Annotated in this window: 19 protein-coding genes and 6 pseudogenes; 17 read left to right on the forward strand and 8 right to left on the reverse strand. The window is 68.3% G+C overall.

All coding sequences use genetic code 11. The annotated features are described in order from the left end of the window. Positions 1-97: 97 nt before the first annotated feature. Positions 98-391: pseudogene (locus ACIOHP_RS48925) on the reverse strand (transposase); the annotation flags it as partial. Positions 392-508: 117 nt separating this feature from the next. Here ACIOHP_RS48925 and ACIOHP_RS48930 point away from each other — a divergent pair. After that, a pseudogene (locus tag ACIOHP_RS48930) lies at positions 509-1,438 on the forward strand (IS110 family transposase); the annotation flags it as partial. Between the two features lie 82 nt (positions 1,439-1,520). Beyond that, positions 1,521-1,724 (forward strand): annotated as a pseudogene (locus ACIOHP_RS48935) (transposase family protein); the annotation flags it as partial. Between the two features lie 134 nt (positions 1,725-1,858). Here ACIOHP_RS48935 and ACIOHP_RS48940 read toward each other — a convergent pair. The 3 genes from ACIOHP_RS48940 to ACIOHP_RS48950 form a co-directional block, all read right to left on the reverse strand. Continuing rightward, positions 1,859-5,071, reverse strand: a complete 3,213-nt coding sequence (locus tag ACIOHP_RS48940; RefSeq protein ID WP_401898192.1) for an NACHT domain-containing protein — start codon at positions 5,069-5,071, stop codon at positions 1,859-1,861. A gap of 728 nt (positions 5,072-5,799) precedes the next feature. Then, the gene (locus ACIOHP_RS48945) at positions 5,800-6,489 is read right to left on the reverse strand and encodes a class I SAM-dependent methyltransferase (RefSeq protein WP_401898194.1); all 690 of its coding nucleotides are present in this window, start codon (positions 6,487-6,489) and stop codon (positions 5,800-5,802) included. A gap of 104 nt (positions 6,490-6,593) precedes the next feature. Beyond that, positions 6,594-7,058 carry a glycine-rich domain-containing protein gene (locus tag ACIOHP_RS48950; protein WP_401898196.1) on the reverse strand — a complete coding sequence of 155 codons (465 nt, stop codon included), beginning with the start codon at positions 7,056-7,058 and terminating at the stop codon, positions 6,594-6,596. A 186-nt stretch (positions 7,059-7,244) separates the two neighbouring features. Between ACIOHP_RS48950 and ACIOHP_RS48955 the strand changes: the two genes are divergently transcribed. From ACIOHP_RS48955 to ACIOHP_RS48975, 5 genes and pseudogenes are all read left to right on the forward strand, one after another. After that, a complete protein-coding gene (locus ACIOHP_RS48955; protein WP_401898199.1) occupies positions 7,245-8,537 on the forward strand; it encodes a helix-turn-helix domain-containing protein in 1,293 nt (430 codons plus the stop codon). A 666-nt stretch (positions 8,538-9,203) separates the two neighbouring features. Continuing rightward, a complete protein-coding gene (locus ACIOHP_RS48960; protein ID WP_401898200.1) occupies positions 9,204-9,632 on the forward strand; it encodes a peptidase inhibitor family I36 protein in 429 nt (142 codons plus the stop codon). A gap of 113 nt (positions 9,633-9,745) precedes the next feature. Next, the gene (locus tag ACIOHP_RS48965) at positions 9,746-10,564 is read left to right on the forward strand and encodes a hypothetical protein (RefSeq protein WP_401898203.1); all 819 of its coding nucleotides are present in this window, start codon (positions 9,746-9,748) and stop codon (positions 10,562-10,564) included. A gap of 91 nt (positions 10,565-10,655) precedes the next feature. Then, positions 10,656-10,892, forward strand: coding sequence for a helix-turn-helix transcriptional regulator (locus ACIOHP_RS48970; protein ID WP_401898204.1), 237 nt, complete (start codon positions 10,656-10,658; stop codon positions 10,890-10,892). 93 nt (positions 10,893-10,985) lie between these two features. Further along, positions 10,986-11,282: pseudogene (locus ACIOHP_RS48975) on the forward strand (transposase family protein); the annotation flags it as partial. Between the two features lie 109 nt (positions 11,283-11,391). Here the strand turns inward: ACIOHP_RS48975 and ACIOHP_RS48980 are convergent. Together ACIOHP_RS48980 and ACIOHP_RS48985 are read right to left on the reverse strand one after the other, a co-directional pair. Then, positions 11,392-14,928: a hypothetical protein gene (locus ACIOHP_RS48980; protein ID WP_401898205.1), complete on the reverse strand. Its 3,537-nt coding sequence runs from the start codon at positions 14,926-14,928 to the stop codon at positions 11,392-11,394. Between the two features lie 662 nt (positions 14,929-15,590). Beyond that, positions 15,591-16,511, reverse strand: coding sequence for an XRE family transcriptional regulator (locus tag ACIOHP_RS48985; RefSeq protein ID WP_401898207.1), 921 nt, complete (start codon positions 16,509-16,511; stop codon positions 15,591-15,593). Here ACIOHP_RS48985 and ACIOHP_RS48990 point away from each other — a divergent pair. The 3 genes and pseudogenes from ACIOHP_RS48990 to ACIOHP_RS49000 form a co-directional block, all read left to right on the forward strand. Beyond that, positions 16,491-16,730: pseudogene (locus tag ACIOHP_RS48990) on the forward strand (IS3 family transposase); the annotation flags it as partial. The gene ACIOHP_RS48985 and the pseudogene ACIOHP_RS48990 sit on opposite strands and share 21 nt — an antisense overlap. 5 nt (positions 16,731-16,735) lie before the next feature. Continuing rightward, a pseudogene (locus ACIOHP_RS48995) lies at positions 16,736-16,882 on the forward strand (IS110 family transposase); the annotation flags it as partial. Between the two features lie 102 nt (positions 16,883-16,984). Further along, positions 16,985-17,119, forward strand: coding sequence for a hypothetical protein (locus ACIOHP_RS49000; RefSeq protein WP_401898210.1), 135 nt, complete (start codon positions 16,985-16,987; stop codon positions 17,117-17,119). 271 nt (positions 17,120-17,390) lie between these two features. Here ACIOHP_RS49000 and ACIOHP_RS49005 read toward each other — a convergent pair whose 3' ends face one another. Then, the gene (locus ACIOHP_RS49005) at positions 17,391-18,689 is read right to left on the reverse strand and encodes a cytochrome P450 (RefSeq protein WP_401898212.1); all 1,299 of its coding nucleotides are present in this window, start codon (positions 18,687-18,689) and stop codon (positions 17,391-17,393) included. A 20-nt stretch (positions 18,690-18,709) separates the two neighbouring features. Next, positions 18,710-20,065 (reverse strand): glutamine synthetase family protein, encoded by a 1,356-nt coding sequence (locus tag ACIOHP_RS49010; protein WP_401898213.1) that lies wholly within the window; start codon positions 20,063-20,065, stop codon positions 18,710-18,712. Between the two features lie 364 nt (positions 20,066-20,429). On the opposite strand from ACIOHP_RS49010, the gene ACIOHP_RS49015 reads away from it, so the two are divergent. The 7 genes from ACIOHP_RS49015 to ACIOHP_RS49045 all read left to right on the forward strand — a co-directional run bounded on the left by ACIOHP_RS49015 (position 20,430) and on the right by ACIOHP_RS49045 (position 26,706). Further along, positions 20,430-20,618, forward strand: coding sequence for a ferredoxin (locus ACIOHP_RS49015; protein WP_401898215.1), 189 nt, complete (start codon positions 20,430-20,432; stop codon positions 20,616-20,618). A 5-nt stretch (positions 20,619-20,623) separates the two neighbouring features. Further along, positions 20,624-21,838 (forward strand): NAD(P)/FAD-dependent oxidoreductase, encoded by a 1,215-nt coding sequence (locus ACIOHP_RS49020; protein ID WP_401898217.1) that lies wholly within the window; start codon positions 20,624-20,626, stop codon positions 21,836-21,838. 12 nt (positions 21,839-21,850) lie between these two features. After that, positions 21,851-22,657 carry an acetoacetate decarboxylase family protein gene (locus ACIOHP_RS49025; protein ID WP_007379207.1) on the forward strand — a complete coding sequence of 269 codons (807 nt, stop codon included), beginning with the start codon at positions 21,851-21,853 and terminating at the stop codon, positions 22,655-22,657. Between the two features lie 34 nt (positions 22,658-22,691). Continuing rightward, positions 22,692-24,155: an aldehyde dehydrogenase gene (locus tag ACIOHP_RS49030; protein WP_401898219.1), complete on the forward strand. Its 1,464-nt coding sequence runs from the start codon at positions 22,692-22,694 to the stop codon at positions 24,153-24,155. Next, complete coding sequence (locus ACIOHP_RS49035) at positions 24,148-25,083, forward strand: 3,4-dihydroxyphenylacetate 2,3-dioxygenase (protein ID WP_401898220.1); 936 nt, start codon at positions 24,148-24,150, stop codon at positions 25,081-25,083. The genes ACIOHP_RS49030 and ACIOHP_RS49035 overlap by 8 nt, the downstream gene beginning before the upstream one ends. Positions 25,084-25,095: 12 nt before the next feature. Then, complete coding sequence (locus ACIOHP_RS49040; protein WP_164415463.1) at positions 25,096-25,941, forward strand: fumarylacetoacetate hydrolase family protein; 846 nt, start codon at positions 25,096-25,098, stop codon at positions 25,939-25,941. Positions 25,942-26,070: 129 nt separating this feature from the next. Further along, the gene (locus ACIOHP_RS49045) at positions 26,071-26,706 is read left to right on the forward strand and encodes a TetR/AcrR family transcriptional regulator (protein WP_401898221.1); all 636 of its coding nucleotides are present in this window, start codon (positions 26,071-26,073) and stop codon (positions 26,704-26,706) included. Positions 26,707-26,797: the final 91 nt, after the last annotated feature.

A 26,797-nucleotide genomic window follows, 5' to 3' on the forward strand; every position in this document is an offset into this window, starting at 1 on the left:
CAACTTCGCCCGGAAGTAATAACCGACGCAACCTCCACCAGCCGCCTTGCTCCCACCTCAGCCAGAAAAGGACATCGCCTTACGAACCGCTCACTAAGACGGTCCGCAGCAGGGTGGCCACCCACGGCTGGGCCGACTTGGGCACCTGGCTCAGCAACGTGCGGGCGTAGTGGGTGCGGCAGCGCTGCCAGCTCGCGCCGGGCAGGGTGGCGCCGATCGCGTTGACCAGCCCCATGTGCGCGTCGGAGAGGACGAGTTGGACGCCGGACAGGCCGCGGGCGACCAGGGAGCGCAGGAAGGCGAGCCAGCCGGCGCCGTCCTCGGCGGTGGCCACGTCGATGCCGAGGATCTCGCGGTGGCCGTCGGCGTTGACGCCGACGCAGGAGACCGTTGACCGCGACTATGAGGGACGTTTGGTTCTACCGGAGACGGTGACGACGATTGCCGCCATCGTGCCGCTGGACGCGCTCATCTCTGCAACGCCGAATACGGGCAGGTCAGCGACGAACGCGTAACCGACAGCTACCGCGGCCAGGGCAAGACCGATGCCCGAGATGCCCGAGTCATCGCCGACCAGGCGCTCATGCGCCGCGACCTCCTGCCCATCCGCCTCGACGACGAAGACGTCGTTGAACTGAGACTGCTGACCGACCGCCGCAGCGACCTCGTCGCTGAGCGCACCCGCGTCATCAACCGGCTCCGCGCCTTGCTGAACAGCATGTTCCCCGCGCTGGAGCGGGCCTTGGACCTCGACAACACTGGGCCTTTGCGGCTCTTGAGCGGCTACCAGACTCCTGCCGCGATCCGCCGGGCCGGCGCCAAGCGGCTGACGACCTGGCTGCGCAATCGGAAGGTTCGCGGCGCCCAGGCTCTCGCTGAGAAAGTCGTCGAGGCCGCCGAACGGCAGCACACCGCAGTCGCCGGGGAGAAGGTTACGGCCAGGATGGTCCACACCCTCGCCGAGGAGGTGATGATCCTCAACGAGAAGATCGCCGCGACCGACACGCTCATCGAGGTGCGGTTTCGCGAGCACGAACTCGCCGAAGTGATTACCTCGATGCCCGGCATCGGGTCCACCCTCGGCGCGGAGTTCCTCGCCGCTGTCGGCGGCAGCCTGGACGCCTTTGCCACTGCGGACCGCCTCGCGGCCTTCGCCGGCGTCACCCCAGCCCCGAAGGACTCGGGCAAGGTCAGCGGCAACCTGCACCGGCCCACGCGCTACCACCGACGCCTGCAGCGCGTCTTCTACACCTCCGCGCTGATCAGCATCCAGCACGACCCCAACTCCCGAGCCTTCTACGACCGGAAGCGCGCGGAAGGCAAGCGTCACGTCCAGGCCGTCCTCGCTTTGGCCCGGCGCCGAGTCAGCGTGCTCTGGGCGCTGATCCGTGAACGAAGGTGCTACCAGGTGGCACCGCCCGTCACCGTTGCGGCTTGACTTCAGCATTGGGAAGCACCAGCCGCTCAACGATCGAAACCACAACCGACAGGCTACCGAGCCAAATGAGATGACGTCTTAGCGTGCGATGATGGCGCTGGTGTACCTGCGCGAGCACGCCACCTTCGCGAAGATCGCTGCCGAGTTCGGGATCAGCGAGCCCGCCGCTCACGCCTTTCATCGACTGGCTCGGCGGACGTGCGCCGGGACTGCCGAAGGTCCTGCGCGACTCCGACCCCAACTCCTCCTGCTGGTCGGCACACTCGCCGAGTGCGACCGGGTCGGTACGCGTGGTTGCACCGGTCGGCACGGGCGCCTGGAGATGGGCGCCATGCCCAAGAGCGCGGGCCGCTCGTGAGGATTGATGACCTCAGGCGCAGTGACAGCTCGCTGGTGGCGCGGATACGGCCGGAGTGTCAGCTACTGCTCAGCGGGCCATAGAGCGGCCAGAGGGGCGGGCAAGATCTCTCGGGCCGTGTCGAGGAACTGTAGGCCTTCGTCCGTGGCGTCTTTTCCCCCTTCGTGAATGGCTCGTATGGCCCGCTCCACCCAGTCGTGCTCGAGCCTTTCCCACTCCGCTGCAAGGCGGCGCAAAAATACATGGCGAAAGCGCCGTCTGGTGTCCGCGTCGAAGGGGGCGAAGCCGTTGAGTGCGATCTGGAGGCAGACGTCGAAGGCGGCGGTGAGGTCCGCTGGCGTGCTGTCCTGATCGCTGGTCAGCCACAGGTGAACAAGCGCGTTCGCAGCGGATACAACGGGGCGTCCTGCGGTCGCGTGGAAGGTGACGACGGCCGTCTCCCACACACCGGCCCACGGTTGCATCCCATGCGCGAAGATGTCATCAGCAGTGTCACAGAGGAACTTCGCCTGCTGGTGCAACTGATGGTTGTCGTCCCGGATCCAAGAGAACCAATGGTCGTCCGTCCGGGGCCGGTACGGGTTGTCTGGCCCGAAGTCGTAGGTCCAGAACGGGTCCGTGCTCCATGGCTCGGCTTCCGAATCGTCTCGCAGGCGCACCCGGATCTGCCGACGGCCGTCGTCCCAGAACCTGTCGATCGCCACGGTGGAGAGGAGTCCGCTCCAGCTCTCCGGCGGACACTGGGAGCGCCACAGCAGTGCCAGGCGGCGCCAGGCGGGGACCGTTTCGCTGGTGTCGGGGAAGAGGTCGTCGGCGCTGAGGCCCTCAGCGGTGGTCGCGGCTACGGCGAGGAGCATCAGGTTGAGCGAGTATGTCGCCGGCCGGGCCGGCACCGGCAGGCGCTGCGGCGTGTAGTCGTCGTAGCGGGTGTCGTGGCGTGTGTGCAGTGCTTGGTGGAAGAGGCTGAGCAGGACCGTGAGCGACTGCGTTCGTAGTGACTGCGGCCAGCCCTGCAACCGTTCCACGAGGAAGGAGACGGTCGTTCCGCGTGTGGTCAGGGGTATTTGGGACAGCAGTGCATACAGGTACGCGTCGTCCAGGGTGGACGGCCTGCTGCGGCGTGTGGGGTGGCGCACCGTCTCGGCCAGCTCGTGCAGTTCCTGCGTGGCGAGCCGGGCTACCAGGTACTCCCCGAAGGTGGCGTGGAGGAATTCATAGGCGCTTAGGGGCCGGCCTTCGCGGCTGGCGCGCGCCTCATGGACGAAGAAGAACCGACCCAATAGCAGTTGTGCGGCGGTGAGGCGGGCGCGCAGGCCGGTGGGGTCGGAGTGGCTTTGCGGTGTGAGGGCGTCGAGGTCGGCGTTCAGTTCTGCCGCACTGATCCATTGCTGGCCGCGGTTGAACATCGCAAACGCCACGATCGACAACTGGGTGAGTTCTTCCTCCACTGCGTCGCCGAGTTGTTCGTCGGTCAGCCCAGCCGCACTCTTGCGGACCTCCCGTTCGGCGAAGCTGATGAGGAGGCGTTCGTAGAGTTCAGCCTGGCCCAGCGCGGCACTGTGGAGTTCCAGCGCGTTGCGGTCGGCGTCATACAGCGCCAGCATGAGCAGTAGCAATGGCTGGGACGCCAGTTCGCGGTGCGCAAGAACGGTGTTCGCAGTGAGGGGTTGAAGGCCGCGGGCGGCGAAGCCAGCAGCGTTGGTGGTGTTCCACACCTGCAACCACTGTGCCACCTGACGGTCGTTGAAGGGCTCCAGTCGCAAAGCGATCATGCCCTCCGCGGGACGCGCCCGGTCGGCGACCGCCGTGCGGCTGGTGACGAGGACGGCGACGGGACGTCCCTGACTGGCCTCGCGTGCCTGAAATTCGGCCACCCGCAGCAGATAATCGGTCTGGCTGGTGCCGGTCGCCTGCAGCAGTTCATCAAAGCCGTCCAGCATGATCACCGGAAGCGCGCACTGGCCGCGATGGACCAGCTCAGGCCAGTCTACGGACTCGCCGGTGGAGCCGCGGACCGCATGCTCGATCTGAGTCTGCAGGTCGGCGTCGGCAGCGGCTTCCCGAAGTACGACGCGCACGACGAGGAAGTCGGCCGGAGGGAGACGGGCCGCTAGCACCTGCGTAAGCACCGACTTACCCGAACCAGGCTGGCCCAGCACGAGCAGCGGGACGCGCACGGCCTGGACCGACGTCAAGTGCCCCAGCAAGAACGCATCCAGGTCGCCGCGCACCGGCCGCTGTTGCCACCAGCTCTCCGTGGCGAATGGATCGGACGGGCCCACATCACACACCCGGAAGTCCGGATTGAGATACGCGGCGCCCAGGAGCGGCAGGCTCGTCCCGTCCAGGGCATCGCGGGAGGTGAGGATCGGACGATTAAGCACCGCCGCGTGAGCACGCGCCAGACCGGTGACCCAGGCATCGGCAGGTCTGCGCTGTGCCATCGGCGCGAGAACCTCCTGCAGCCCTTCCAGGGAGGCTCTCACCGCCCCCAATTGCGCCCGCGTCGCCTGGTGATCCACCAAGTTGGCCCAGAAAGCGACCTCCGGGCATTCAAGCGCCAACTGCACGAAGAGTTCCTCATAGCGGGCGACGGCCTTCCCAGGAAGATCGTTCGCCAGCGTCCCCGCGAACCGCTCTTTGCGCGTGTCGTCGAGACCGTCCCACACTGCCAGACCCGACACGAACCGGGTCACTTCGCCCGACAGACGCCGGTAGAACACTGAAAGGGCTTCCAGCGTCGTCTCGTAAGGCCGCTGCGGCACGGGCATCGGGACCTCGGCCTGAAGCAAGCCGGCGGCAAGAGAACCCAGCCGCTGGGAAGCCACCGCATCACCCCCCGCCAGGGTCGTCTGTTCGGCAGCCGTCAGCTCAAGATCTTGTGGATTGCACGGCAGCTCCGTCTCGGAGAGGACCTCGAAATAGGCGGAGAGAACTACCACCGCATGGGCCGCAGCCAGGCGTTCGCTGCGATCGAACCGGGCCAGACCGCGCGCCTGTTCACCAAGCCTGCGCCCCAGACTCGCACTCAGCCGGGCCAACTCACCCCGCACGTCGAACAGGCTGGAAAGCAGACTGATGCCCGTGGCTGAGGTGGCGAGCAGCAGCCCGCCCGTCAATCGGTCCAACGCCTCGACCGTACGCTCCTCTGACGCACCCAGCAGGCGAATGGCATCCCGATAACTCAGCCCCACCCCAACCCCCGACAGAGGACCTTCACCACCGTCCGGATGAACACCGTATCCGCACTCGGCTGTCCGGCGGGAGTGAATCACACGCTCCGCAAGCGAGTGTCAAGAGCACCAAGGGCTCATAGATTTGATCACCTGGCTTTAATGCAAAAGGAGCCACCCGACGCGCCGGATGGCTGCCAGACTGGTAAATGGCCCGTCGCGCCCCTGACCGCGATGCGTGCTATTCCATCCGCCGCCCGGCTGCCGGGACGCCGTGCCGCTGGGTCACCCGGCCCGAAACCGGGGAGGCGGGAACAGCGGAACCGGGCCGCGTGCGTATCCCCGAGTCCGGTGTTTTCTGTACGCGAGGTAGTGGTCGGGCCTCGAGTGGAAGGCAGTGGTTCCGACACGCTAGACTTGATCACGAGCTGGTGGCCGCAACTCAAGCCAACCGGTGCTGCGTTGGTGGTCCAAGGAAAGACGCCCTGCTTCCTGTGGGGAAATGCAGGTGCAAGGCCTGCCCGGCGCTCGAGTGTGGGGCCCGTCCGCTAGCGCGGACGGGCCCTGCGGCTTTCTCGGTTCACGGTCCTGGGCCAGGCCCGGCCCAATCGTCATCGCCGTGATGCACTGCGTCCTCGGCGCCAGCGAGGCACTGCACGCACGCCGATTTTTGTTCCCGGACCCGTACGGCACATGCTTTGGACACGTTTGAACCGGCCGGGAGGCTGCCCAACGGCAGACCGGTGACAGGCTGTTCACACCCGGGTGCGGCTCGCTGGCCGTGTGCGGCGGCCGCGCGCAAGGCGTCGATCTACAGGGAGCGCCGGCGGTCAGGAAGTGCGGTGGGCCGTTACCAGGAGGGTGGCGGCGCAACGAGGCCCCGCGGTCGGCGAGGGCAGTAGGTGAATGTCGATGCCGGTGAATCCGGCCTCGTCCAGGAGCTTCACCCACACGTGTTCCTGAAGCACCCAGCGGCGCATCGTGGTCTCCTTCCCCTGGGGGGTTCGCGCCGGGATGTCGGCAGCCACGACGTCCGGCTGCGCAGGCCGGCCGCCCAGATAGTGCGCCAGAGTGGAGAAGGTTAAACGGCCGCCTGGGCGCAGTGCGGCGGCTGCCGCTGGCAGCAGCGAGTGCGGGTCGGTGAAGTCGACGGCGCCGAAGACGCTGTACAGCACGTCGTAGGTGTCAGGATGCGCCGTCAGGTGGCGTACGGCGTCGGCTGCGACGATGCGCAGCCGCGGTGCGAGGTGGCCGAACAGCGTGGCGGCCATGTCGCACTGGGCCGGTGAGCCGTCGACGGCGACGATGCGGGCAGGGGAGTGGTGAACCGCCAGATAGGCGGCGTGCCGGGCAGACCCGGCACCCAGGTCGCCGACGGCGCGGCCCGTCAGATGGCCGAGGACCTCCGGGCCGGGACCGCCGTCTTGGCTCCAGATCCAGTGGAAGGTCTGCGGGACAGCGCGGTCGCGTTCGGCGCGGACGCGACCGTAGTGGTGCCAGAGGTCTGCGGTACTCGTCACCGCCTCATCCTGGTGGCGATGGCCGGCCGGGTGGCTGATTTCGGGGAATCTCACCCGGACGATGCGGGGGCCCGACCGGAATCCGGCCGGGCCCAAGAGCCGGGTCAGTGCGAGTCGCTGCCCGGGTGGCACGGGCCGCAGTCGGCGGCGTCCTGCCAGAGCGACAGATCGACTTCCCAGCCGTCGGCGGCGACGAAGTGCGCCGTCTTCATCACTGAGCCGTCGTTCTTCATGTCGACCTTGGGCACGTGATGCAGGAAGTGCCCGCCGTTGAAGCGCGCGCACAGTTCGGCGTAGGCCACGGTGTCGAGGATGATCGTGTGCACGCCGATGTCCACGAGCTTGCTCGGGGCCAGGCCCAGGGACTCGCCCCGGTGGGTCATCGCGGTCAGCAGGTAGGCGTAGCCCTGGTCGAGGACCCTGGCCGCCATGACCGTGTCGTATGGGTAGTCCCGCACGAGGAGTTGGACCTGCTTCTCCCACAGCTGGGGCGGGACGACCTCGCGTGCGGAACGGATCGGGCCGAGCACCGGGTCGATGGCCAACGTGGCCGCGGCTGCGCTTGTCATGATGCCTCCCAGGGACGGGCCCCGCACGGTTGGGGCGCTGTACCCAGCACACCGCGCCGACGCGCCCGGTGGTGGTCAACCATCCTGCTGCGCAAGGCATTTGCACGTCGTGCAAGCCGCCTCGACGGCACCTTCCGGCGCCCGTACCGTGGAAGGCCCTCGGTCGTGCGGTGTGGGAGGGACCAAGTGCCCGTTGACCCGCTCTGGAACACCCCCAAGGCGCGCGCTTTAGCCGCACAGCGGCTGCCTGGCGCGCTGATCCGCCTCGGCCGTGAACACCGTTCCTGGTCTCTTGCCGCCCTCGGCGACCGGCTCGGCTGCTCGGCGGCCACCGTATCCCGGCTGGAGCGGCGCAGCCGGGTCTTCGACCTGACCCTCGTCCACCGCGCTGCGCGCGAAGTGGGCATTCCGCTGCCCATTTTGGTGAGTTCTCTTGCGCCACCGGCCCCGTCGGCATCTGCGGACACTAAAGTGACGGCCAGTCCGCACGCGCAGGAGGACCCGATGCACCGCCGCACGCTGCTCACCGCCACGGCGACCGCCGGGCCCGTCGTCCTGGTGCTCGGCGTGGACCAGGCGCTGGCTGCCACTCCGCCACCAACCGGCAGGGGATCGCTGGACGCCCGCATGGCCACCGCCCGCGACCTGTACGACCACGGCACACACGCGAAACTGCTCGCCGCCCTGCCCGGACTCATCGCGGACGGACATGCGGCTGCTTCCTCCCGGCGGGAGCTCGACCAGGCGCGGCTCTCCTGCGTCTACAGCCTCGCCGCCTCCGTGCTGAACAAGCTCGGCTCCTACGAGCAGGCCCGGCTTGCCGCCGACCGCGCCCGGACCTGGGCCGAAGTATCCGGCTCGCCGCTCGCCTCGGCTGCCGCCGCCCGCGCGCTCGCCGTGGTGCTGCGCCACCAGGACCGTACCGAGGAAGCCCAGCACCTGATGATGGCTGCCACCGCGCAGGTCGAAGCGACGGGACTACGGACCGACGCTCTGGCCTCCGCCTACGCACAAATGCTCTGCACCCTCGCCTACACCGCTGCCCGGGGCGGCCGACGCGCCGAGGCCTCGGCGATGACAGAGGAGGCCCGCCGCGCGGCCCGGGCTCTTCCGCATATCGCCCCGGCGGGCCGCCTGTTCCCGATTAGCCCGGCCGGCGTCGACCTCTATGCGGTCGGGGTGCACTGGGCGCTCGGCGACGCGGGCGCCGCATTGGAGGTCGGGAAGAACCTGCGCCCGGATCAGTTCGCGACCGTCGAGCGGAAGGCGAGGCTGGGAACGGACATGGCACGCGCTTGGTGGGCCTTGGGACGGCCCGCGCAGACTGCCAGCGCCCTCCTCGATGCCTACCGGGCGAGCCCCGGAGAGGTACGCGATCGTCCCGCGATCCGCAGCGTGGTCACCGAGCTGGCCGAGCGGCACCCGCAGACCACAGGGGTTCGCGACCTGCAGGCTGCCGTGGCGAAGACGGCAGGCTGAAGCCAGCATGCAGGTCTCCGATAGCCTCGCCTCAGCAGCATGAGCAGGAGCGATCCCATCGCGGCAGCGGAGCACCAGGCCCAGATCTCCGGGACCTCCGCCGATGTGCAGCACGGCCAAGGCCAGCGCCACAGGGGACACGGCGGTGCTGGCCCACGACAGGACACGGGCTGTGACGTGCCGTCGGAACAGGGGATATGGCAGCGGCCGGCAGGCCGTCACATACGGTGGAACAAGGGACGGCACCCCATACTCGTGCACCCCGCGGGACACCGATCCCCACGGGATGTGGAGCCCCGGAGGCCTCCGAAGGCACACACCCATGCCGACTCTTCTGGGCCGACCGCGAGAACGACGCAGCCCTACGGCTGCCACCCATCGGCGCCGGCCGGACATTCTTCCGGGCTCCGATTCCGGTCCTCCCGGCCGGGCGGCGTCAGTTTCTGTCACCCGGACTCGCCCACGAGACCACTGGACTGCGCCAGCCACGGTCACGACTGGGCGAACGTGCATGCGAGCTCTCGTGGCTACGGGCTGACAAATCATAGGACCGTCCGAAAGTGATCGTCTACTGTCCTCAGGGACAGTAGACGATCACTTTCCGCCTTGATTCACTCTTCGTTTGCAGGATCTTGATGATTCAATTGCATAGAGCAGGAGGCGGAGTTGAACGGTAGTAGAACGGTAAGACGTGCTTCGGCACTCACTGTATCGCTGGTCGCGATCGGCGGACTCGCACTGGGCACCGCGGGACCGGCGGTGGCCGAAACCCAGGACGACGGCATTCTGGAGGCGGGAGAGTTCGGCCTCTACTACAACTCGGGCCGGGGCGGCTGCGTCTTCGACCTCGATGCCGGGGACAACGACTTCACCAACAACAACTTCAAGGATCGCCCGACCTATGTGAACTGCCCCGGCGAGGGGCAGACGGTGAACGACAACACGGCGTCGTACTGGAACCGTGACACCAGAACCTGGTACGTCTACACCGATACGTTCCACGAGGGTACTCGGGGCGATCTCCCTGCCGGTTACATCGGCGACGCCACCTCCACCTTCAAGAACGAGATCTCGTCAAGCTATTACTACCTATGAACCGGCTCAGTGTGACCGCTCTCGGCGCCGTCCTTGCCCTGACGGGCTGCTCCGTCGGTGGCTCGGACGGCTCCGGCGGGAGCACCGGACCAACAGCGCCCCCCACGCCTACGATGCGCGGAACCGCCGACCTGAGCTTCCCGCTGGACGCCTACCAGGCCACCACCGAGCAGCAGACCACGCTCGCACAGGCCCAGGGCGTCCTCACCAGCCGGTGCATGGCCCGCCTCGGCTTCACCTACCGGGCTCCCGAGCAGCCCGCCACCTCCGCGAGCGGGTCGAACGCACGAGTCTTCGGCCTGGTCGACCAGGACATGGCCGCCAGGTACGGCTACCTGAATCCCGAGACGGCGAACGCCCCCGTGCGAGCAGTCACGGAGTCACTGTCCGAGGCCGAACAACTCGCGCTCAACGGTGAGGACGATCTCGACCCAGCCGATGCACCCGCGAACCTGGAGGAGGCTGAGAAGACTGGTGGCAGCGACGTGACGTTCAACGGGGAGCGAGTGCCCGTCGGTGGCTGCGTCCGGGAGTCCTACCTCAAGCTCTACGCGCGCAAGGCCAACGAGGTCGACATCCTCTTCGTGTTCAACCTCAAGAGCGAGGCCCAGTCGAGAGCACGCGCGGACTCCCGAGTCCGCGCGGTCGACAAGCGCTGGTCGTCGTGTATGTCGAAGGCGGGATACAAGCTCACGGAACCCGCCAACGCGGTCAAGGAACTGGGCCTCACCGAGTCGAACCTGTCCAGTTCGAGAGCAGTCGCCGCGGCCAAGGCCGACGTGGCGTGCAAGCAGCAGGTCGACTTCGTACAAGTGCGTTACGCGGTGACGACCACCTACCAGCATCGGCTGATCGAGGAAAACACGCAGGCCTTGTCGATGGCCAAGGAACAGCTGGAGAGTCGCCTCCTACTGGCGGCCGAACTGACCTGAACCGATCCGAGACGATCTGATGCCGAACACATGTCGGCTGTGCCGGCTGCCAAAATCGCTGCGCGAGATCCTGGCTACGGCACTATTCCGTGTGCCCACCCTCACCGACCGGGAGCGCCAGATACTTGGGTTACTCGTCTTCGCCGAGGAGTACAGTGAACTCGCGAGGTCACTAGGGATAGCCGAGCGCACTGTCAAGTTCCATGTCGCGAATCTGCGCACCAAGCTGGGCGGGTTGAGTCGGCTCCAGCTGTGCCAGGTGGCCCTGCTGGATCTGACCGGCCTGCTGGACACCGTCGAGATCTGCGGCGCGCATCCGGCGCGATGAGTGGGTGAGGCCCGCCGCGTTCGTCCTTCCGTTCTAGCTAGGACTTGCCCCGTAACTGCTGTTCACAGGTGAGATGTTCTTGGTGTAGCTGGTGTGATCACGGCGTCGGAGCCGCGCTGGATAGGCCAGTTCACGGGTCTGAGTCCGCGTCAGTTCGGCAAGCTGCTCACCGCGTTGCGGCGCGAGGGCGCGGATCCGGTCCGCAAGGGCCGGTCCTGGAACCTGTGGCTGGAGGACCGGGTCCTGCTGGTCGCCGCGTACTGGCGAACCAACCTGACGCTGCGCCAACTCGCGCCGCTGTTCGGGGTGTCAAAGTCTGCGGCGGACCGCATCGTCAACCACCTCGGGCCGGCGCTGGCACTGCAGCAACGCAAGCGGTTCCGCAAGGACAACCCGTCCGGTCCAGGCGATCCTTGCTCTCCACTCCAGCGCTTGAAGCCGAGGTTGGACAATGCTGACTCACTCGGCCGTGTAGGGATCAACAGCGTGGTTGAGCCTGTCAACTGATCTTCCCGCGACGTCTTCTCGAACGCTGCGACACGATCTGTTTATCCAACTCGGCGGCGCGAGGATCACCCAGCACGCGGAGCTCCAAGACCGCCCACTGGTGGAATTCGAACGTGGTGTCGGTGGCCAAGGTGTGTAGCAGGCCGGAGGCCCTAGGGTCACCCAGCCTGGCCAGCTTCGCGGCCGCCATCATGCGGCGGGCGCCGTCGAGGGTGGTGTCGGTGGCCAAGGTGTGCAGCAGGTCGGGGGCGCGGGAGTCGCCCAGCCTCGCCAATGCCTCGGCGGCGAGCACGCGGGCGCCGTCGAGGGTGGTGTCGGTGGCCGAGGTGTGCAGCAGGTCGGGGGCGCGGGAGTCGCCCAGCCCCACCAGTGCCTCGGCGGCCCGCACGCGGTAGTCGTTGTCGAGGGTGGTGTCGGTGGCGAGCGAGGCGTAGAGGTCTCGGACGCGGGGATCGTTCAGCTCGGCCAGAGCCTTGGCGGCCCGTACGCGCTCGTAGTCATCCAGGGTGGTGTCAGTGACGAGCAAGGCGTAGAGGTCCGCAGTACGGGCGTCGCCCTGTCTGGCCAGCGCCTCGGTGGCCCGCATGCGGTCGTCGCTGCGGAGGGTGGTGTCGGTGGCCAAGGTGTGCAGCAGGTCGGGGGCGCGGGAGTCGCCCAGCCTCGCCAGTGCCTCGGCGGCGAGCACGCGGGCGCCGCCGAGGGTGGTGTCGGTGGCCAAGGTGTGCAGCAGGTCGGGGGCGCGGGAGTCGCCCAGCCCCGCCAGTGCCTCGGTGGCCCGCACGCGCAAGTCGCTGCGGAAGCCTGAGTCGATGGCGAGCGAGGCGCAGAGATCCGTGGCGCGGGGGGCGTCCAGCTCGACCAGTGCTTCGGCGGCCCGTACGCGCTCATAGTCATCCAGGGTGGTGTCAGTGACGAGCGAAGCGTAGAGGTCCGCAGTACGGGCGTCGCCCTGTCTGGCCAGCGCCTCGGTGGCCCGCATGCGGTCGTCGCTGCGGAGGGTGGTGTCGGTGGCCAAGGCATGCAGAAGGGCGCGGCCGCGGGGATCGTCCAGCCTGGCCAGCTGTTCCGCCCCCTGGACGCGTAACCCGCCGCTGGAGGTGTTGTCCGTGGCCAAGGCGTGCAGATGGTCGCCGGCCGCACGGAGGACTTCCTCAGGGAGTCGGGTGCGCAATTGGACTTGCTCGCCGAGGAAAGCGTAGCCAGACGGGCCTGCTCGGGGAGAAGCCAGACGGGCCAGGTATCGGGTGCACAGCCGGCTCAGCTCGGGGTTGGGCAGCACGGCGTCGATGAAAAAGCCCACATAGGACCAGCTTTGCCGCGGAGGATTCCAGTGCCTTCCGAGTCGCAACCTCAGACTGACGCTTGGTGACCTGGTGAGGAGGCTGTCGTCCCGAAGAGGTTGGTGAAAATGCCGGTGGAGCGCGCGAGCCGCGGCACGGGAGTCACGGGCGGCGTAGCGGGCGGCGAGGTACTCCCGGAACGTCTGGTGGAGGAAGAAGAAGTCGCCTGCGACTTCGGTTACCAGGCCGGTTGCTCGTAAAAGCATGCCTAGAAAGCGATTCCAGTCCTCCCGGTCCACCTTGGTGGGACGGTGAGCGAGTGGGTGCTCGGCCAGCACCTCAACTGCCAGGTCAGCGATCCGTATGCGGCGGAGGTGAGCGAGTAGTGCTGGCTGCTCGGCCAGTATCTCGAACGGGAGGCCAGTTCCAGCGACGCCGGTGGGGCGCCGGTAGGCGAGGTACTCGATCAGCTCTGGGAGCCTGTCTTGCACTTGCACTGCCGCAGCTTTGACGGCGGCCCTTTCTGAGGGGATCTGGAAGGATTCCGTCAGGGCGGTGATGGCCCGGTCGTGGATGTTCTTGACTTCTTTGTGGGCGTTTTGTTCATAGATCAGTGTGACGAACTCTTCGTAGGCGCCGGTGCGGTCTTTGGGAAGCGGCTTACGAGGGTTCGCGGCGTGAAGCTGGCAGAGTACGGAGGCCATCAGTGGGATGCGGGCCAGCTCGGTCAGTCGGGCCTGGGCCAGAGCCTCGATGTACTGGTGGGCTTTCTCAGTGGCATCGGGCAGTTGGAAGAGGTCGAACCAGCGGGCGGCGACCTGCTGCATGTCATCACGGTTGAAGGGCTGCAGGTCGTAGCGGGGCACCTCGGGTCCGAGGATGTCGAGTTCGCCGTCGGGCAGGGGACGGGTGGCTACAGCGAACCGGTACAGGTCGGCGTGCGGGTCCTTAGCGGTGTCGGCGATGCGGCGCAGGATCTGGCGTCGGGTGTCCGCGTCGGGGATCTCGTCCAAGCCGTCGACCAGCACCAGCCAGCGGACGTCCGGCCGCGGCGGGGTGGCGAAGAAGGCCGGGGGCAGTGAAGCCCTCAGATTCTCCCCGGCGAGCTCGGTCTTGACAGCTGCGGCGAGAGCCTCGGAAAGCGGTCCGACCAAGGCTGTGGCCCGGACCAGCACAGGCACAACGTCTTCGCCGGGCCCGGTTAGCCAGCTCTCGGCCCCGTTTGCGAGGCGGGTGCGCAGCAGACTGGACTTGCCGCCGCCCGGTCCGGAGATCACTACGGTTGTTTGCTCCCCGGCCAGGATTTCCTCGGCTGGCGACCGGCCGGTATCGGGGCCAAGCGCGCCGCTCTGCTCGTCGCCGGCCGCAGGTGTGTGCTGCAGAATTGCCTGCTGGCCTTGGTAGACCGCGGGGAGCCGTCGTTTCTCTTCGGAGATGTTGATGACGAGTGGATAGGGGTGCCGCTGAGCTGCGTTCCTGGCGGCTTTGAGGTAGTCCCGGAGGCGGACATCATCGGGTGACTCGGTGGTTGGCTCCAGGTCCTGGAGTACGCCGATGGCGGCTGCGGCCGCGTTCCTTGCGGCCTCGCGCTGGGAGCCCTCCGCGTCCCTTTCGTGCTTCTGCGTGTCGGCCTTGTCGCTGATGCCGCGGATGATCAGCGTGTCCAGCTTGCCGGTGAGGTGGGCGGCGTGGGCGACGCCAGCGCTTTCCATCTCGATGGCGACGGCGTCGTTGTAGTGCTCGTGGAGGTGGCGTGCGATCGCGGACTCGGCGTCGGCCAGGACGACGTCCCCGACGGCGATGGGCTTGAAGTGGGCTTTGCCGCGGAGGGCGTGGCGGGCGGCCTGCTCCAGGCGGTAGGAGGAGTGCCAGGCCTCGGGGCGTACGAGAAAGCCTTCGGGGGTCTGCTTGCCGCCGTGGATGCCGTACACCTTGGTGGCGACGACGACATCGCCGACCTTGATGTCGTCCTTGAGCCCGCCCGCGACTCCGACGAGGAACAGCACCTCAGGCTTCAGCCAGGTGTTGAAGCGCTCGGTGATGGCGGCGGCGGTGAGGGTGCCCTCGCCGATTTCCGCGAGGGCCACGCACCACGGGGTGCCGGCGAGCCGGCCGCGCTCGGCGCGGGTGCCGGTGGGCTGGTGCACGAGCTTCTCGACTTCGGTGAGGTGGGCCCGTACGGCCTCGTACTCCAGCGGGAGAGCCGTCAGGATGACGGCGGTGGGGCGCCTTACGTGGTCTGCTGCCACGAACCACCTCGCCGCGTACGGACCAGAAGCCTGGAATTGCCGGAGTCCACGGTAAAGGATACGAGAGAGGGCTTAGCAGTTCCCTTCGCGATCCCTGTCTACTCCTACTGATTGATCACGCCACTGGAGCCTCGCCCTCGTGTCCGTCCTGCCGGATCCGGCCGCGGATGGCGAGGGCCGCCGTGCCGGTCCCACGCAGACATTGCGTCATCGGTTCCGGGCCTCATGTTGGAGACCCCGGCCGGACCCCTCTTTACGGCTCACAGCCAGCCTTCCACTCCTCGCGCGAGGCAGCGGCGCAACTGGGGTTCTGCGGGCTGAAGCAGAGGCACAGAGTGGCAGAGGGCTCGCGCGATGATCACCCGCGCTGCCCATACGGTCAGCATCCGGGTGCATGCCAATGCTGACGCGTCGACTCACTTTGCCGTCGACAGGCCATCGACCAAGCATCGAGAACTTGCTGCTCCCTCTCGCTTGGCGGATCAGCTCCCCAGAACCCGCTCTCTCCTGGAGACAGGGAACCTTAGACGAACCAGCGGAACATCTGATCGGACGGTTCCATCCGCAGCAGCTCAGACGCCCTCCATGGGTTTCAGGGTTCTGGAACCTACACACGGGATCTCGCCGCCCTGTTGACCGTACGAGCCCAGGCGGATCTTAGGCTAGGCGGCGGCGAGTTGGAGGAGCTCGGGTACGCCGTGCGCGCGGGCGTAGGGCTCGAAGCGGGGGAGGAGGTTGTCGACGAGGCGGGCGCAGCGGGGTGCTCCGATGCGGCGGGCCAGGAGCAGGGACTGGGTGGCGGCGGCTGCGGCGGGTTCGGGTTCTTTCAGGTCGAGGTAGCTGGCGGCGCGGTAGGCGAGGAAGACGCCCTTGGTTTTGTCCCGGGTGGGCGGCAGGAGGTGTTCGCCTTCGCTGATGAGCTGGTGGGCGCGGCGGGTGTCGCCGAGGTCCAGGAGGGCTTGTCCGGAGTCGACGGCGAGGTCGGCTTCGGATACCCAGGTGCACCAGGAGGGCCGGTCGGTGCCGGCGTCGTTGAGGTGGTGTTCGGCGGAGGTGAGGGCGCGTAGTACGGCGCCGCGTTCGCTGCCGTCGCCCCGTGCGGCGATGGTGCGGGCCAGCCGCAGTTGGAGCAGGCAGCGGGCGGCGGGGTTCTGAACGCGGGTCAGGGCGTGGTGGAGGATGTTGGCTGCGGTGGTGTGATCGCGGCGCCAGGCGGCCTGGTAGGCGAGGTCGCCCAGGAGGCCGGAGCCCAGGTCGCGATCCCCTGCCGCGTGGGCGTGGTGCAGGCCCGCGATCCAGTTCTGGCTGGTGTGGGTGTGGCGGCGCAGGTCGAAGGCGGCGATGGTCTGGGAGAGGGAGGCCGCCGGGGTGTGCAGGCGCATGCCGAGGGCGGGCGTGTAGCGGCCGGTTTCGAGCAGTTCGGTTTCCGTGGCGAGCTGGCCGTCGAGGAGCGCGGGGGTGTGCTGTCGCTGCTCGGTGGACGGGCCAGCGAGATGCTGGGTGGAGTTCTCCAGGTAGACGACGAGATCTTCATCGATGGGTTTGCCCTCGTGGGTGGCAGCCTGGACGGCGCCGTGTTCCACTCCGACCACGGGGCCCAGCCCGGATCCCGGGCCTTCGCCGGCCTCTGCGACCAGCTCGGGGTCACTCGGTCGATGGGCGCGGTCGGCACCAGCGCCGACAACGCGGCCTGCGAAGGCTTCCACGCCACCCTGAAACGCGAGACCCTCCAGGGCGCCCACGACTACGGCGACGCCAGTACCTTCCGCAGGACCTTCTTCGCCTGGCTGAGCCGTTACAACGCCCCTTGCTCAAATTGATCAGTGATGTGCTGGAGTTGAGCGGCGGTGAGCCGGTGACGTGGGCGATCGACCTCAACGTCGGCGGGGCTGCCCTGCTGATTGCGCTGCTGACCGACCACGGGCAAAAGGTCCTCTGCATCCCCGGCCGCACCGAAATCTGGGCAGTTTGACCGTCCGCCATCTCCTCCAACGCATCGACGCCTCGCGTGTGTTGGCGTTGTCCCGCACTCCCGGAAAGGAGCGCCGGCCAGGGCGTGGGCACGCGCCATGGCGACTTCGACGAACCGGAGGCGCTGGTGCGGGCCCTGGACGGGGTGGAGCGGCTGCTGGTCATCAGCGTTGCTACCGACGACCGGCTGCCACCTCAGTGCAGGCCGTCACTGCTGTAGTCGTGGCGTTGAGGAAGAGCATGAACGTCCACGACGCGTCGGCGGCGTCGATGCGGCCGATCCGCCTGTTGCGAGATGTGGGGCGGGCGCTGGAGCCGGGCTTGGTCGCCCAGCTCACCGGGAGATGGAAGACCGGCAGAGCCCCGAACGGCAAGACCATTTGGTGCGACCATGCCCTTGGCGAACGGTCGCGATCAGAGTGTTGCCGCCGCAAACACACAGAGCTGTGGGCACCCAGTGGTCCGGGTGGCCACAGCTTGTGTACAGGCGGTCAGGCGAGGGTGACCTCGACCGGCAGTTTCTTGATGCCGTTGACGAAGTTGGAGCGGACCCGGGGGACGTCGCCGGCGAGGCGGATGTCGGCGAGGCGCGGGATCAGTTCCTCGAACATGATGCGGATCTCGGTGCGGGCGAGCAGGTTGCCCAGGCACAGGTGGGGGCCGCCCTTGCCGAAGGTGAGGTGGTCGTTGTCCTGGCGGGTGACGTCGAAGTCGTACGGGTTGCCGAAGACCTCTTCGTCGCGGTTGCCGGAGGCGTACCACATGACGACCTTGTCGCCCTCCTTCACCCGCTTGCCGCCGAGTTCGACATCGCGTGTCGCGGTACGGCGGAAGTGGTAGACGGGTGTGGCCCAGCGCAGGAACTCCTCGACGGCGACCGGGATGAGAGAGGGGTCTTCCTGGAGCCTGGTCAGCTGCTCGGGGTGCTGGATGAGGGCCAGCATGGAGTGCGAGATGGTGTGCCGGGTGGTCTCGTTGCCGGCCACGACCAGCAGCAGGAAGTAGTTGTCGAAGTCCTGCGCGGAGAGCGGGACGCCGTCGCGCGGGGTTTGGTTGATGAGTCTGGAGATCAGGTCGGTGCCGGTGCCGCCCCGCCGCTGGCGGGCCAGCTCCTGTCCGTACTCGAAGACCTCCAGCGAGGCCGGGCTGCGGAAGGGCAGGTCCTTGTACTGCTCGCTCTCCTCGCTGTGGAGGAGGACATCGGCGTAGTCGGGGTCCGTGTTGCCCATAATCCGGTTGCCCCAGTCGATGAGCTGCTGGTTGTCCTCCGGGGGGACGTCGAGGAGCCGGGCGAGGACGTTGATGGGGAAGTCGGCGGCGACGTCGGCGACGAAGTCGAACGTGCCCTTGGCGAGGGCCGTGTCCAGCGTCCTGGCGGTCAGGCCGCGCAGGAAGTCGGCGTACTCGTTGATGACGGCCTGGCCGAACTGACGCTGTAGCAGGCTGCGCATCGCGCGGTGGCGTACGCCGTCCAGTTCCAGGATGGAGGCGCGCTTCTTGATCTGGTCGTCGTCGAGTTCTTCGAGGTTGGCGAACTTGGTGGAGGTGAAGGTCTGCGGGTCGCGTCCCACGCGGGCGATGTCCTCGTGCCGGGTGACGGCCCAGAAGCCGTGGTTGGGCTCGGGCTCCGGTTGCCAGTGGACCGGGTCCTGGTGGCGCAGGGTGTGGAACATGCGCCAGGGGGTGACGCCGTCGAGGAACTTGTCGTTGTCGGCGAGGTCGACCTCGTCCAGCGGCATCGGGTCGTCGGGGGCGTGGTGGGTGTCGGTGGTGTTCAGGGTGCTCGTCATGGTGTGCTCCTGCGGGGTGCTCAGAGGTGGTAGGAGTATTCGGCGAACTCCCAGTCGGTGACGTGTCGTTGGAAGCGTTCGGCCTCGTCGCGCTTGTAGGCGAGGAAGGACGCGGTGAAGTCCTTGCCCAGCAGGTCGATGAGCGCTTCGTCGGCTTCCAGGGCGTCGAGTGCGGCGGTCAGGTTCATCGGCAGGACCTGGGACTTCTCCAGGTCGTAGCCGTAGCCCTCCAGCGGCGCGGGCGGCTCCTTGCCCTCCTGGACGCCGAGCAGGGCGGCGGCGGTGAGCGCGGCGATCGCGAGATACGGGTTGGCGCCGGCGTCTCCGAGCCGTACCTCCAGGCGGGCGCCGGAGCCGCGCTCGGGCGGGATGCGGACCATGGCGCTTCGGTTGTCCAGGCCCCAGTTGATCAGCCAGGGCGCGAGGGTGTCGGGCCCGAAGCGCTTGTACGAGTTGACGGTCGGGTTGAGCAGCGCGGCGAGCGCCGGGGCGTGGGTGAGGATGCCGGCGATGGCGTGCCGGGCGTTGCCGGAGAGACCGAAGGCGCCGGCCGGGTCGTCGAAGACGTTGCGGCCGTCGGCGTCGACGCAGGAGAAGTGCAGGTGGAAGCCGGAGCCGCCCGAATCGTTGAAGGGTTTGGCCATGAAGGTGGCCAACTTGCCTTCCTTGCGGGCCAGTTCCTTGACAGCGGCTTTGAAGCGGAACGCCCGGTCGGCGGCGTCCAGGGCGTCGGAGTGGGTCAGGTTGATCTCGTACTGGCCGCCGTCGAACTCGTGGTTGCCGGTGATGGCGCCGATGCCGAGGTCGCGCAGCTGTCGCAGGGTACGCAGCAGGTGGTTGTCGGGGTCGGCGCGCAGGCCGGCGGTGTAGACGGACCCGGTGACGGTGGGGCTGCGCCGCCAGCCGTTCGGCGCGGTGGCGTCCTCTTCGAGGAGGAAGTACTCCAGCTCCGGGCCGACCACCGGGCTCAGACCCGCGTCCGTACATCGGGCCAGCACCGAGCGCAGCAGATCGCGCGGCGACTCCGCGGCCGGGCCGCCGGTCGCCGGGTCGGTCGTGTCACCGAGACACCACGCAACGCCGGGCTCCCAGGGCACGCGTGCGAGGGTGGTCAGGTCCGGTCGCACGGAGATGTCGGGCAGGCCGGCATCGATGCCGCCCTGGATCGCGACGACGTCGCCGCGCGGAGTGGTGTGGTAGACGGCGCGGCAGAAGGCCAGGCCGTGCTCGTAGGCCGACGGCAGGTGGTCGAGCAGCACGTCGCGGGCGCGGTCGGTGCCGATGAGGTCGGGGTAGGTCACCCGGACCACGTCGATGCCGTCGGCGGCGAGCCGGTCCTGGTGCCGGCGGACGGATGGGGTGTCGTGAGCGCTCACCGATGTCTCCTCGGCGGATTCGGGGCACCTCTCGGGCGTCGCGCCCGGGGGAGGGTGGCGGAGCGAAGACTGGTTGGGGCGCCGGGCGATGCCGCGGTCGTGAAGCCCCGGTCAATCATTTGAAGCCAAACGGTATGGAGGTGGCCACCTTCCCGCAAGGGGGTGTGCCAAAGAATTTATCCATCCGGATAGGTATTGACCAGGGCGTGGTGGCTTCCTATGTTGTTTGAAGCCAAACGAGTCAGGGGTTCGGCTTCCCGTACCCCTGTGGCTGGGGGCCCGGCCACCGGCCGGGCCCTTCCATCCCGCCCCTGCCCCTCGCTCCCGCCCGCTCCGGCGCACCCACCTTCCAGGAGGACCGGCCATGAAGGTCGTCGTCGACATGAACAAGTGCAAGGACCACGGACAGTGCGTCTTCGCGGCCCCCGACGTTTTCCAGCTGGACGACAACGGACGGCTGGCCTACGTCAGCGACCCGGACGACACCCTGCGCGACGAGGTCGAGGAGGCCGCGGACGTCTGTCCGCTGCAGGCCATCCGGATCCAGGACTGACCGGCATGACGACGCAGCGCATCATCGTGGCCGGGGCCTCCATGGGCGGCCTGCGCGCGGCCGAACAACTCCGCGGCGCCGGGTGGACCGGCGCGATCACCGTGATCGGGAACGAGCCCCACATGCCGTACAACCGGCCGCCTCTCTCCAAGGAAGCGCTGGCCGGAAAGGCGTCGTTCGAGTCCCTGGCCTTCACTCCCAAGGCGAGCGCGGCCGACGTGGAGTGGCGGCTCGGTACGAGCGTCACGAGCGCCCGACTCGCCGAGCGGGTCGTCGTGCTCGACAGCGGCGAGGAGCTGCCCTTCGACGGACTGGTCGTCGCCACGGGTATGCGTCCCCGGCGCCTGCGCTGCGAAGGCCCCGCGGTCGGCCGTCACACCGTACGGACTTTCGGTGACGCTCAGGCCCTGCGGGCGGAGCTGGTCCGGCCGGGCGCCCGGGTCGTCGTCATCGGTGCCGGGTTCATCGGCTGCGAGGTGGCCGCCACCGCGGTCGGTCTCGGCGTCACGGACGTCACCGTGGTCGACCCGCTGCCGCTGCCCATGGTCGGACCACTCGGCGAGCTGCCGGCCCGCGCGCTGCTGGGGCGGCACGAGGAACGCGGTGTGCGCTTCGCTCTCGGTGCGGGTGTCTCGGGGTTCGAGGGCGAGGAGCACGTCACCGGGGTCGTACTGAGCGACGGGACAGTGCTCCCGGCCGATGTGGTCGTGGAGTCGGTCGGCTCCGTCGGCAACACCGAGTGGCTCGACGGCAACGGTCTTGACCTGACCGACGGCGTGCTCACCGACGGGCAGCTGCGGGTCGGCGGACTGCCGTACGTCGTCGCGGTCGGCGACGTCGCCCGCTTCCCCAATGCCCGCTACGACGGCGTACCGCGCCGGGTCGAGCACTGGTCGATCCCCGGCGACACCGCGAAACATGCGGCCAAGGCACTGATGGCTCATCTCACGGGTGCGGAAGCCGGCTTGCCGCCGTTCGCGCCGCTGCCCACCTTCTGGAGCGACCAGCACGACTTCCGGCTGCAGTCCTTCGGTTCCCCCGTACTCGGCCTCGCCGACATCCGCGTCCTGGCCGGCGATCCGGGCGGCGACATGATCGTCGGCTACCACACCGACGGCGGGCAGCTCGTCGGCGTCGTCGCCCTCGGCGGCCCAGCCGCTGCCACCGGCGCCGCCCGCTACCGCGCCCAGCTGCTCAAGCAGCCCGCCCTCACCGCGTAAGGAACCAACGTCATGGCCAGCGTCCGTGGTTACTTCCACCCCAAGACGGCGACCGGATCGTCGTCCCTGATCCCCTCACCCCCCTGGCACTACTCCGGCGACCTGCTCACGATCGAGTACCGCACTGATCCCGCACGTGTACGGGAGTTGCTGCCCGCACCGCTGGAACTCGCCGAGGAGGACCCGGGCGCGGTCGCGCTGATCTGGGCCGACTGGCAGTCCTGCTCCGGTACGAAGGAGGAGCTGCTGGACCCGGTGCGCGCCCAGTACAAGGAGGCCTTCGCCGTCGTCCGCTGCTCGTACCAGGGGCGGACATACTCGCGCTGCGTGTACATCTGGGTCGACAAGGACTTCGCGATCGCCCGCGGACTGCACCAGGGCTACCCGAAGAAGCTCGGTTCGATCCACCAGACGCGCCCGCACCTGTACGGTCCGGCCCCGCGCATCGAGGCCGGAGCCCGCTTCGGCGCCACCCTCGCCGCAGCCGACCGACGCCTGGCACAGACGGTGGTGACCCTGCGCGAGCCGTCCGAGACCAACGGCTTCGTCAACGGCCACCCGATGGCCCACCACCGCTGGCTTCCCTCCATCGAGAACGGCAAGGGCCTCGCGCTCGACGAGTTGATCGAGACCGGCGCCGCGTCCTTCGAGGCCGGACAGCCGTGGGTCGGCGATGCGGAACTGGAGCTGTTCGAGGCGCCGACGGAAGAGCTGGCCCGGCTGGAGATCCGAGAGCCGATCGCCGCGTACTACCGGCAGGTGGGCGTCGTCTGGGACGGCGGTCGACTGCTGGAATCCGGCACCTCCGAGGCCGAGTAACCCCCTAACACATCAGAAGACCTGGAGACCGGACATGACCGAGCACATCACCACGGTGGCCGGGGTCGCCGTCGACACCCGGCACTGGATCGGCGGCGAACGCGTGGCGTCCGTCGAGACGTTCACCGACGTGTCGCCGATCGACGGAAGCACCCTTGGAGAGATCTCCCGGGGCACGGCGACGGAGGCCGCGGCCGCCGTCGCCGCCGCTCGCGCCGCCTTTCCCGCCTGGGCCGCCACGTTGCGCGCCGAGCGTGCCCGCATCCTGCACGCCATCGCCGACGGAGTCGAGAAGCGCATCGAGGACCTCGCCAATGTCGAGACACTCGACAACGGCGCCCTCCTGCGTTCCCACCGCCGCGGTGTGATGCCGCGCGTGGCGCACAACTTCCGCTTCTTCGCCGACTGGCTGCTGAAACTGGAGCACGAGGACTTCGACACCCGCGGCCACACCAACCACGTGAGCTGGGACCCGGCGGGCCCGTGCGTGCTGATCACGCCGTGGAACGCCCCGCTGATGCTGGCCACCTGGAAGGTCGCCCCGGCGCTGGCCGCCGGGAACACGGTGATCCTCAAGCCCGCCGAGTGGTCCCCGCTCACTGCTTCGCTGCTCGCCGACATCGCGGCCGAGGCAGGGCTGCCGGCCGGTGTCCTCAACGTCGTGCAGGGATACGGCACCGAGGTCGGCAACGCTCTTGTCCCGCACCCGGACGTCCGCCGGATCAGCTTCACCGGTTCCGTGCCCACCGCCCAGCACATCGCCCGGGCGGCCGCCGCCAACCTCACCCCTCTCAGCCTCGAACTCGGCGGAAAGTCACCGCTGTTGGTCTTCGCCGACGCGGACCTCGACCTCGCCGTGGACCTGGCGGTGGAGCAGTACGACAACGCCGGACAGGTATGCCTGGCCGCGACCCGCATCCTTGTCGAGGAGACGGTCTCGGACGAGTTCACCCGCCGGTTCGTGGAAAAGGCGAGCCGGCTCAGACAGGGTGACCCGCGTGACGAGGGCACCGACCTCGGCCCCAACATCCACCCGCGCCAGCTGGAGAAGATCGACGGTTTCGTGCGTCGCGCGCTCGACGACGGGGCTCGCGCGGTCATCGGCGGCAAGCGCAAGGACGCTCTGTACTACGAGCCGACCCTCCTCACCGGCGTCGCCCAGGACTCGGAGATCGTGCAGGAGGAGGTCTTCGGTCCGGTCCTGACGCTCCAGACCTTCGGCGACGAGGAAGAGGCCGTGCGCTTCGCCAACGACACCCGCTTCGGTCTGGCCGCCACCCTCGTCACCGGCGACCACGAGCGCGCCGAGCGGGTCACCGCGCGGCTCGTCGCGGGCACGGTCTGGGTCAACTGCTTCTTCGTACGCGACCTCCAGGCTCCCTTCGGCGGCTCCCGCCACTCGGGCGTCGGCCGGGAGGGCGGCACATGGAGCTTCGACTTCTACTGCGACGTCAAGAACACCGTCACCGCGCCGAACGGATGGCAAGACCATGGGTGAAATCGTCGGGGCGGGTCTGCTCGCCCACGTCCCCACCATCGTGCTGCCGGAGGGGGACCGGCTCGAGCTGAACCAGGGCAAGGAGATCACCCTCGTCACCGGCTTGCGACAGCTCCGCGAGGACGTCTTCGACAGTGACGACTACGACACCGTCGTGGTCCTGGACTCGCACTGGGCCACCACCGTCGAGTTCGTCGTCACCGCCCAGCAGCGCAGGGCCGGACTGTTCACCTCCGAGGAACTGCCGCGCGGCATGTGCCGGATGCCGTACGACTTCCCGGGTGATCCCGAACTGGCCCACAACATCGCCCGGTTCGCCGACAAGCACGGCACCTGGGTCACCGCGATCGACGACGAGTACCTCCCGATCTACTACGCCACCATCAACCTGTGGAAGTTCCTCGGCGAGGGGCTGCCGGACAAGCGATGGGTGACCATCGGCGTCTGCCAGACCGGTGACATGGAGGACCACCTGCGGCTCGGCCGCGCCCTGGCGGACGGTATCAAAGCCACTCCTGGCCGCCGCGTGCTGCTGATCGCCTCCGGAGCGCTGTCGCACACCTTCTGGCCGCTGCGCGAGCTTCGCGACCACGAGTCGAGCGACCCCGGCCACATCTTCACGTCCGAGGCCCGCGATGCCGACTACGAACGCATCGCCTGGTTCAAAGAGGGCCGCCACGGCAAGGTCCTCGACACCATGGACGAGTTCTGGAAGTACAAGCCCGAGGCCCGCTTCTACCACTACCTGATGATGGCCGGCGCCCTCGGCGAGCAGGCATGCGTCGCCGAGGCACGTCAGTACGGCGAGTACGAGAACTCCATCGGCACCGGCCAGGTCCACCTCTGGTTCGACCGCCCGGCCGGGGGCTGGACCGGCACCGGCGCGTCCGCGTCCGCCTCCCCGCGCACCCCGCACAGCCGCTCCTAGAAAGGCCCCGCCATGCCCGAATACCGCCGTGTCCTCCTCGACGGAGCCGCCGTCGAGACCGTCCGTGACGGTGACGAACTCGTCGCCGGGGACGGCCGCCGGGTCAAGATCGAGGACGCCCAGCACCTGCCGCCGGTCGTGCCGTCCAAGGTCGTCGCCGTTCACCTCAACCACCGCAGCCGGGTCGACGAGTTCCAGATCCAGCTGACCCCGACGCCGACGTACTTCCACAAGCCGACCTCCGCCCTCAACTCCCACAAGGGCGCCATCGTCCGCCCCGAGGGCTGTAAGTGGCTCAACTACGAGGGAGAGGTGGCGATCGTCATCGGCCGGACCGCGCGCAACATCTCCCCTGCCGAGGCGGGCGAGTACATCGCGGGCTACACCGTAGCCAACGACTACGGCCTGCACGACTTCCGCGACACCGACGCCGGTTCGATGCTGCGGGTGAAGGGCTCCGACACCCTGTGTCCGCTCGGCCCGGGTCTGGTCACCGACTGGGACTTCCACGGCAAGTACCTGCGCACGTACGTCAACGGCGAGGTCGTCCAGGACGGTTCGACGGATGAGATGGAGTGGGACATGCACTACCTCGTCGCCGACATCGCGCGCACCATCACTCTCCACCCCGGCGACGTGCTGCTCTCCGGTACCCCGGCCAACTCCCGCCCTGTCCAGCCCGGTGACGTCGTCGAGGTCGAGGTCGAGGGCCTGGGGCGGCTCACCAACCACATCGTCACCGGACCCACCTCGATCCGTACGGACGTCGGAGCCCAGCCCACCGAATCGGAAGAGGTTCTGTCCACCGCGCTCGGCGGCGACTGGGAGTTCCGCGGTATCCGGCCCCCCAAGCGCTGATGCCCACCGCAGGCGGAACCGCACCCGGCCTGCCGCGACGGTGCCAGGCGTGGTGCTTCACCTGTCCGTCCCGTGCGGCCGGGCAGGGGAGAGGCCGCCGTGCGTGTACGGGCCGGTAGGGTCGCACCCATGACCGAAGCCACCGGGACCCCTGAGGGCCGCAGGCCGCGCAAGCGGGTGAACTACGGGGAGGGCCGGGAGGCCCTGCTCAACGCGGCCGTGCGGGTGGTGGCCCGGGGTGGTCTGCGCAAGCTCACCTATCGCGCGGTGGCGGAGGAGGCAGGGGTCACCCACGGTCTTGTCGTCCACCACTTCGGCACCCGTGACGCGCTGATCGAGGAGGCGCTCGCCTACACCGTACGCTCCAGCCTGAGCGTCAGCGCGGTCGAGCCGGGGACCGGCAAGGTGTCCGACTTCTCGGCCGGAGTGTCCGAGATGGTCACGGCCGATCCGGACACCCAGGTCTTCCAGTACGAGCTGCTGCTCGAATCCCGGCGAAGGCCGGAGCTGCTGCCGCTGATCCGTGGGCTGTACGACGAGTACTTCGATGCCACCGAGCGCGAGCTGTCCCGGATGCTCCCCGAGGGTGCGAACCGGGCGATGACGCGGCTGGTCTTCGCCGCCCTCGACGGTCTCGTCCTGCACCAGCTCGTTCTGGGCGGCGGACCCGAGGTCACTGACGCGGCCATCGAGGAGCTCCGCTCCCTGCTGCGGTTGCTCGACGCCGACGCAGACGGCGAGAGTGCGGGCGACAGCGGCGCCTGACTCGCCGACCTGCCTGTTGTGCGGCCCCGGACGCTTGGCGCCCGGGGCCTCGTTCGGCTCGGATGCCACCTCGGCCACGGCCTCGTACAGA

Source organism: Streptomyces sp. NPDC087859 (assembly GCF_044742595.1).
Classification (GTDB): domain Bacteria; phylum Actinomycetota; class Actinomycetes; order Streptomycetales; family Streptomycetaceae; genus Streptomyces; species Streptomyces canus_F.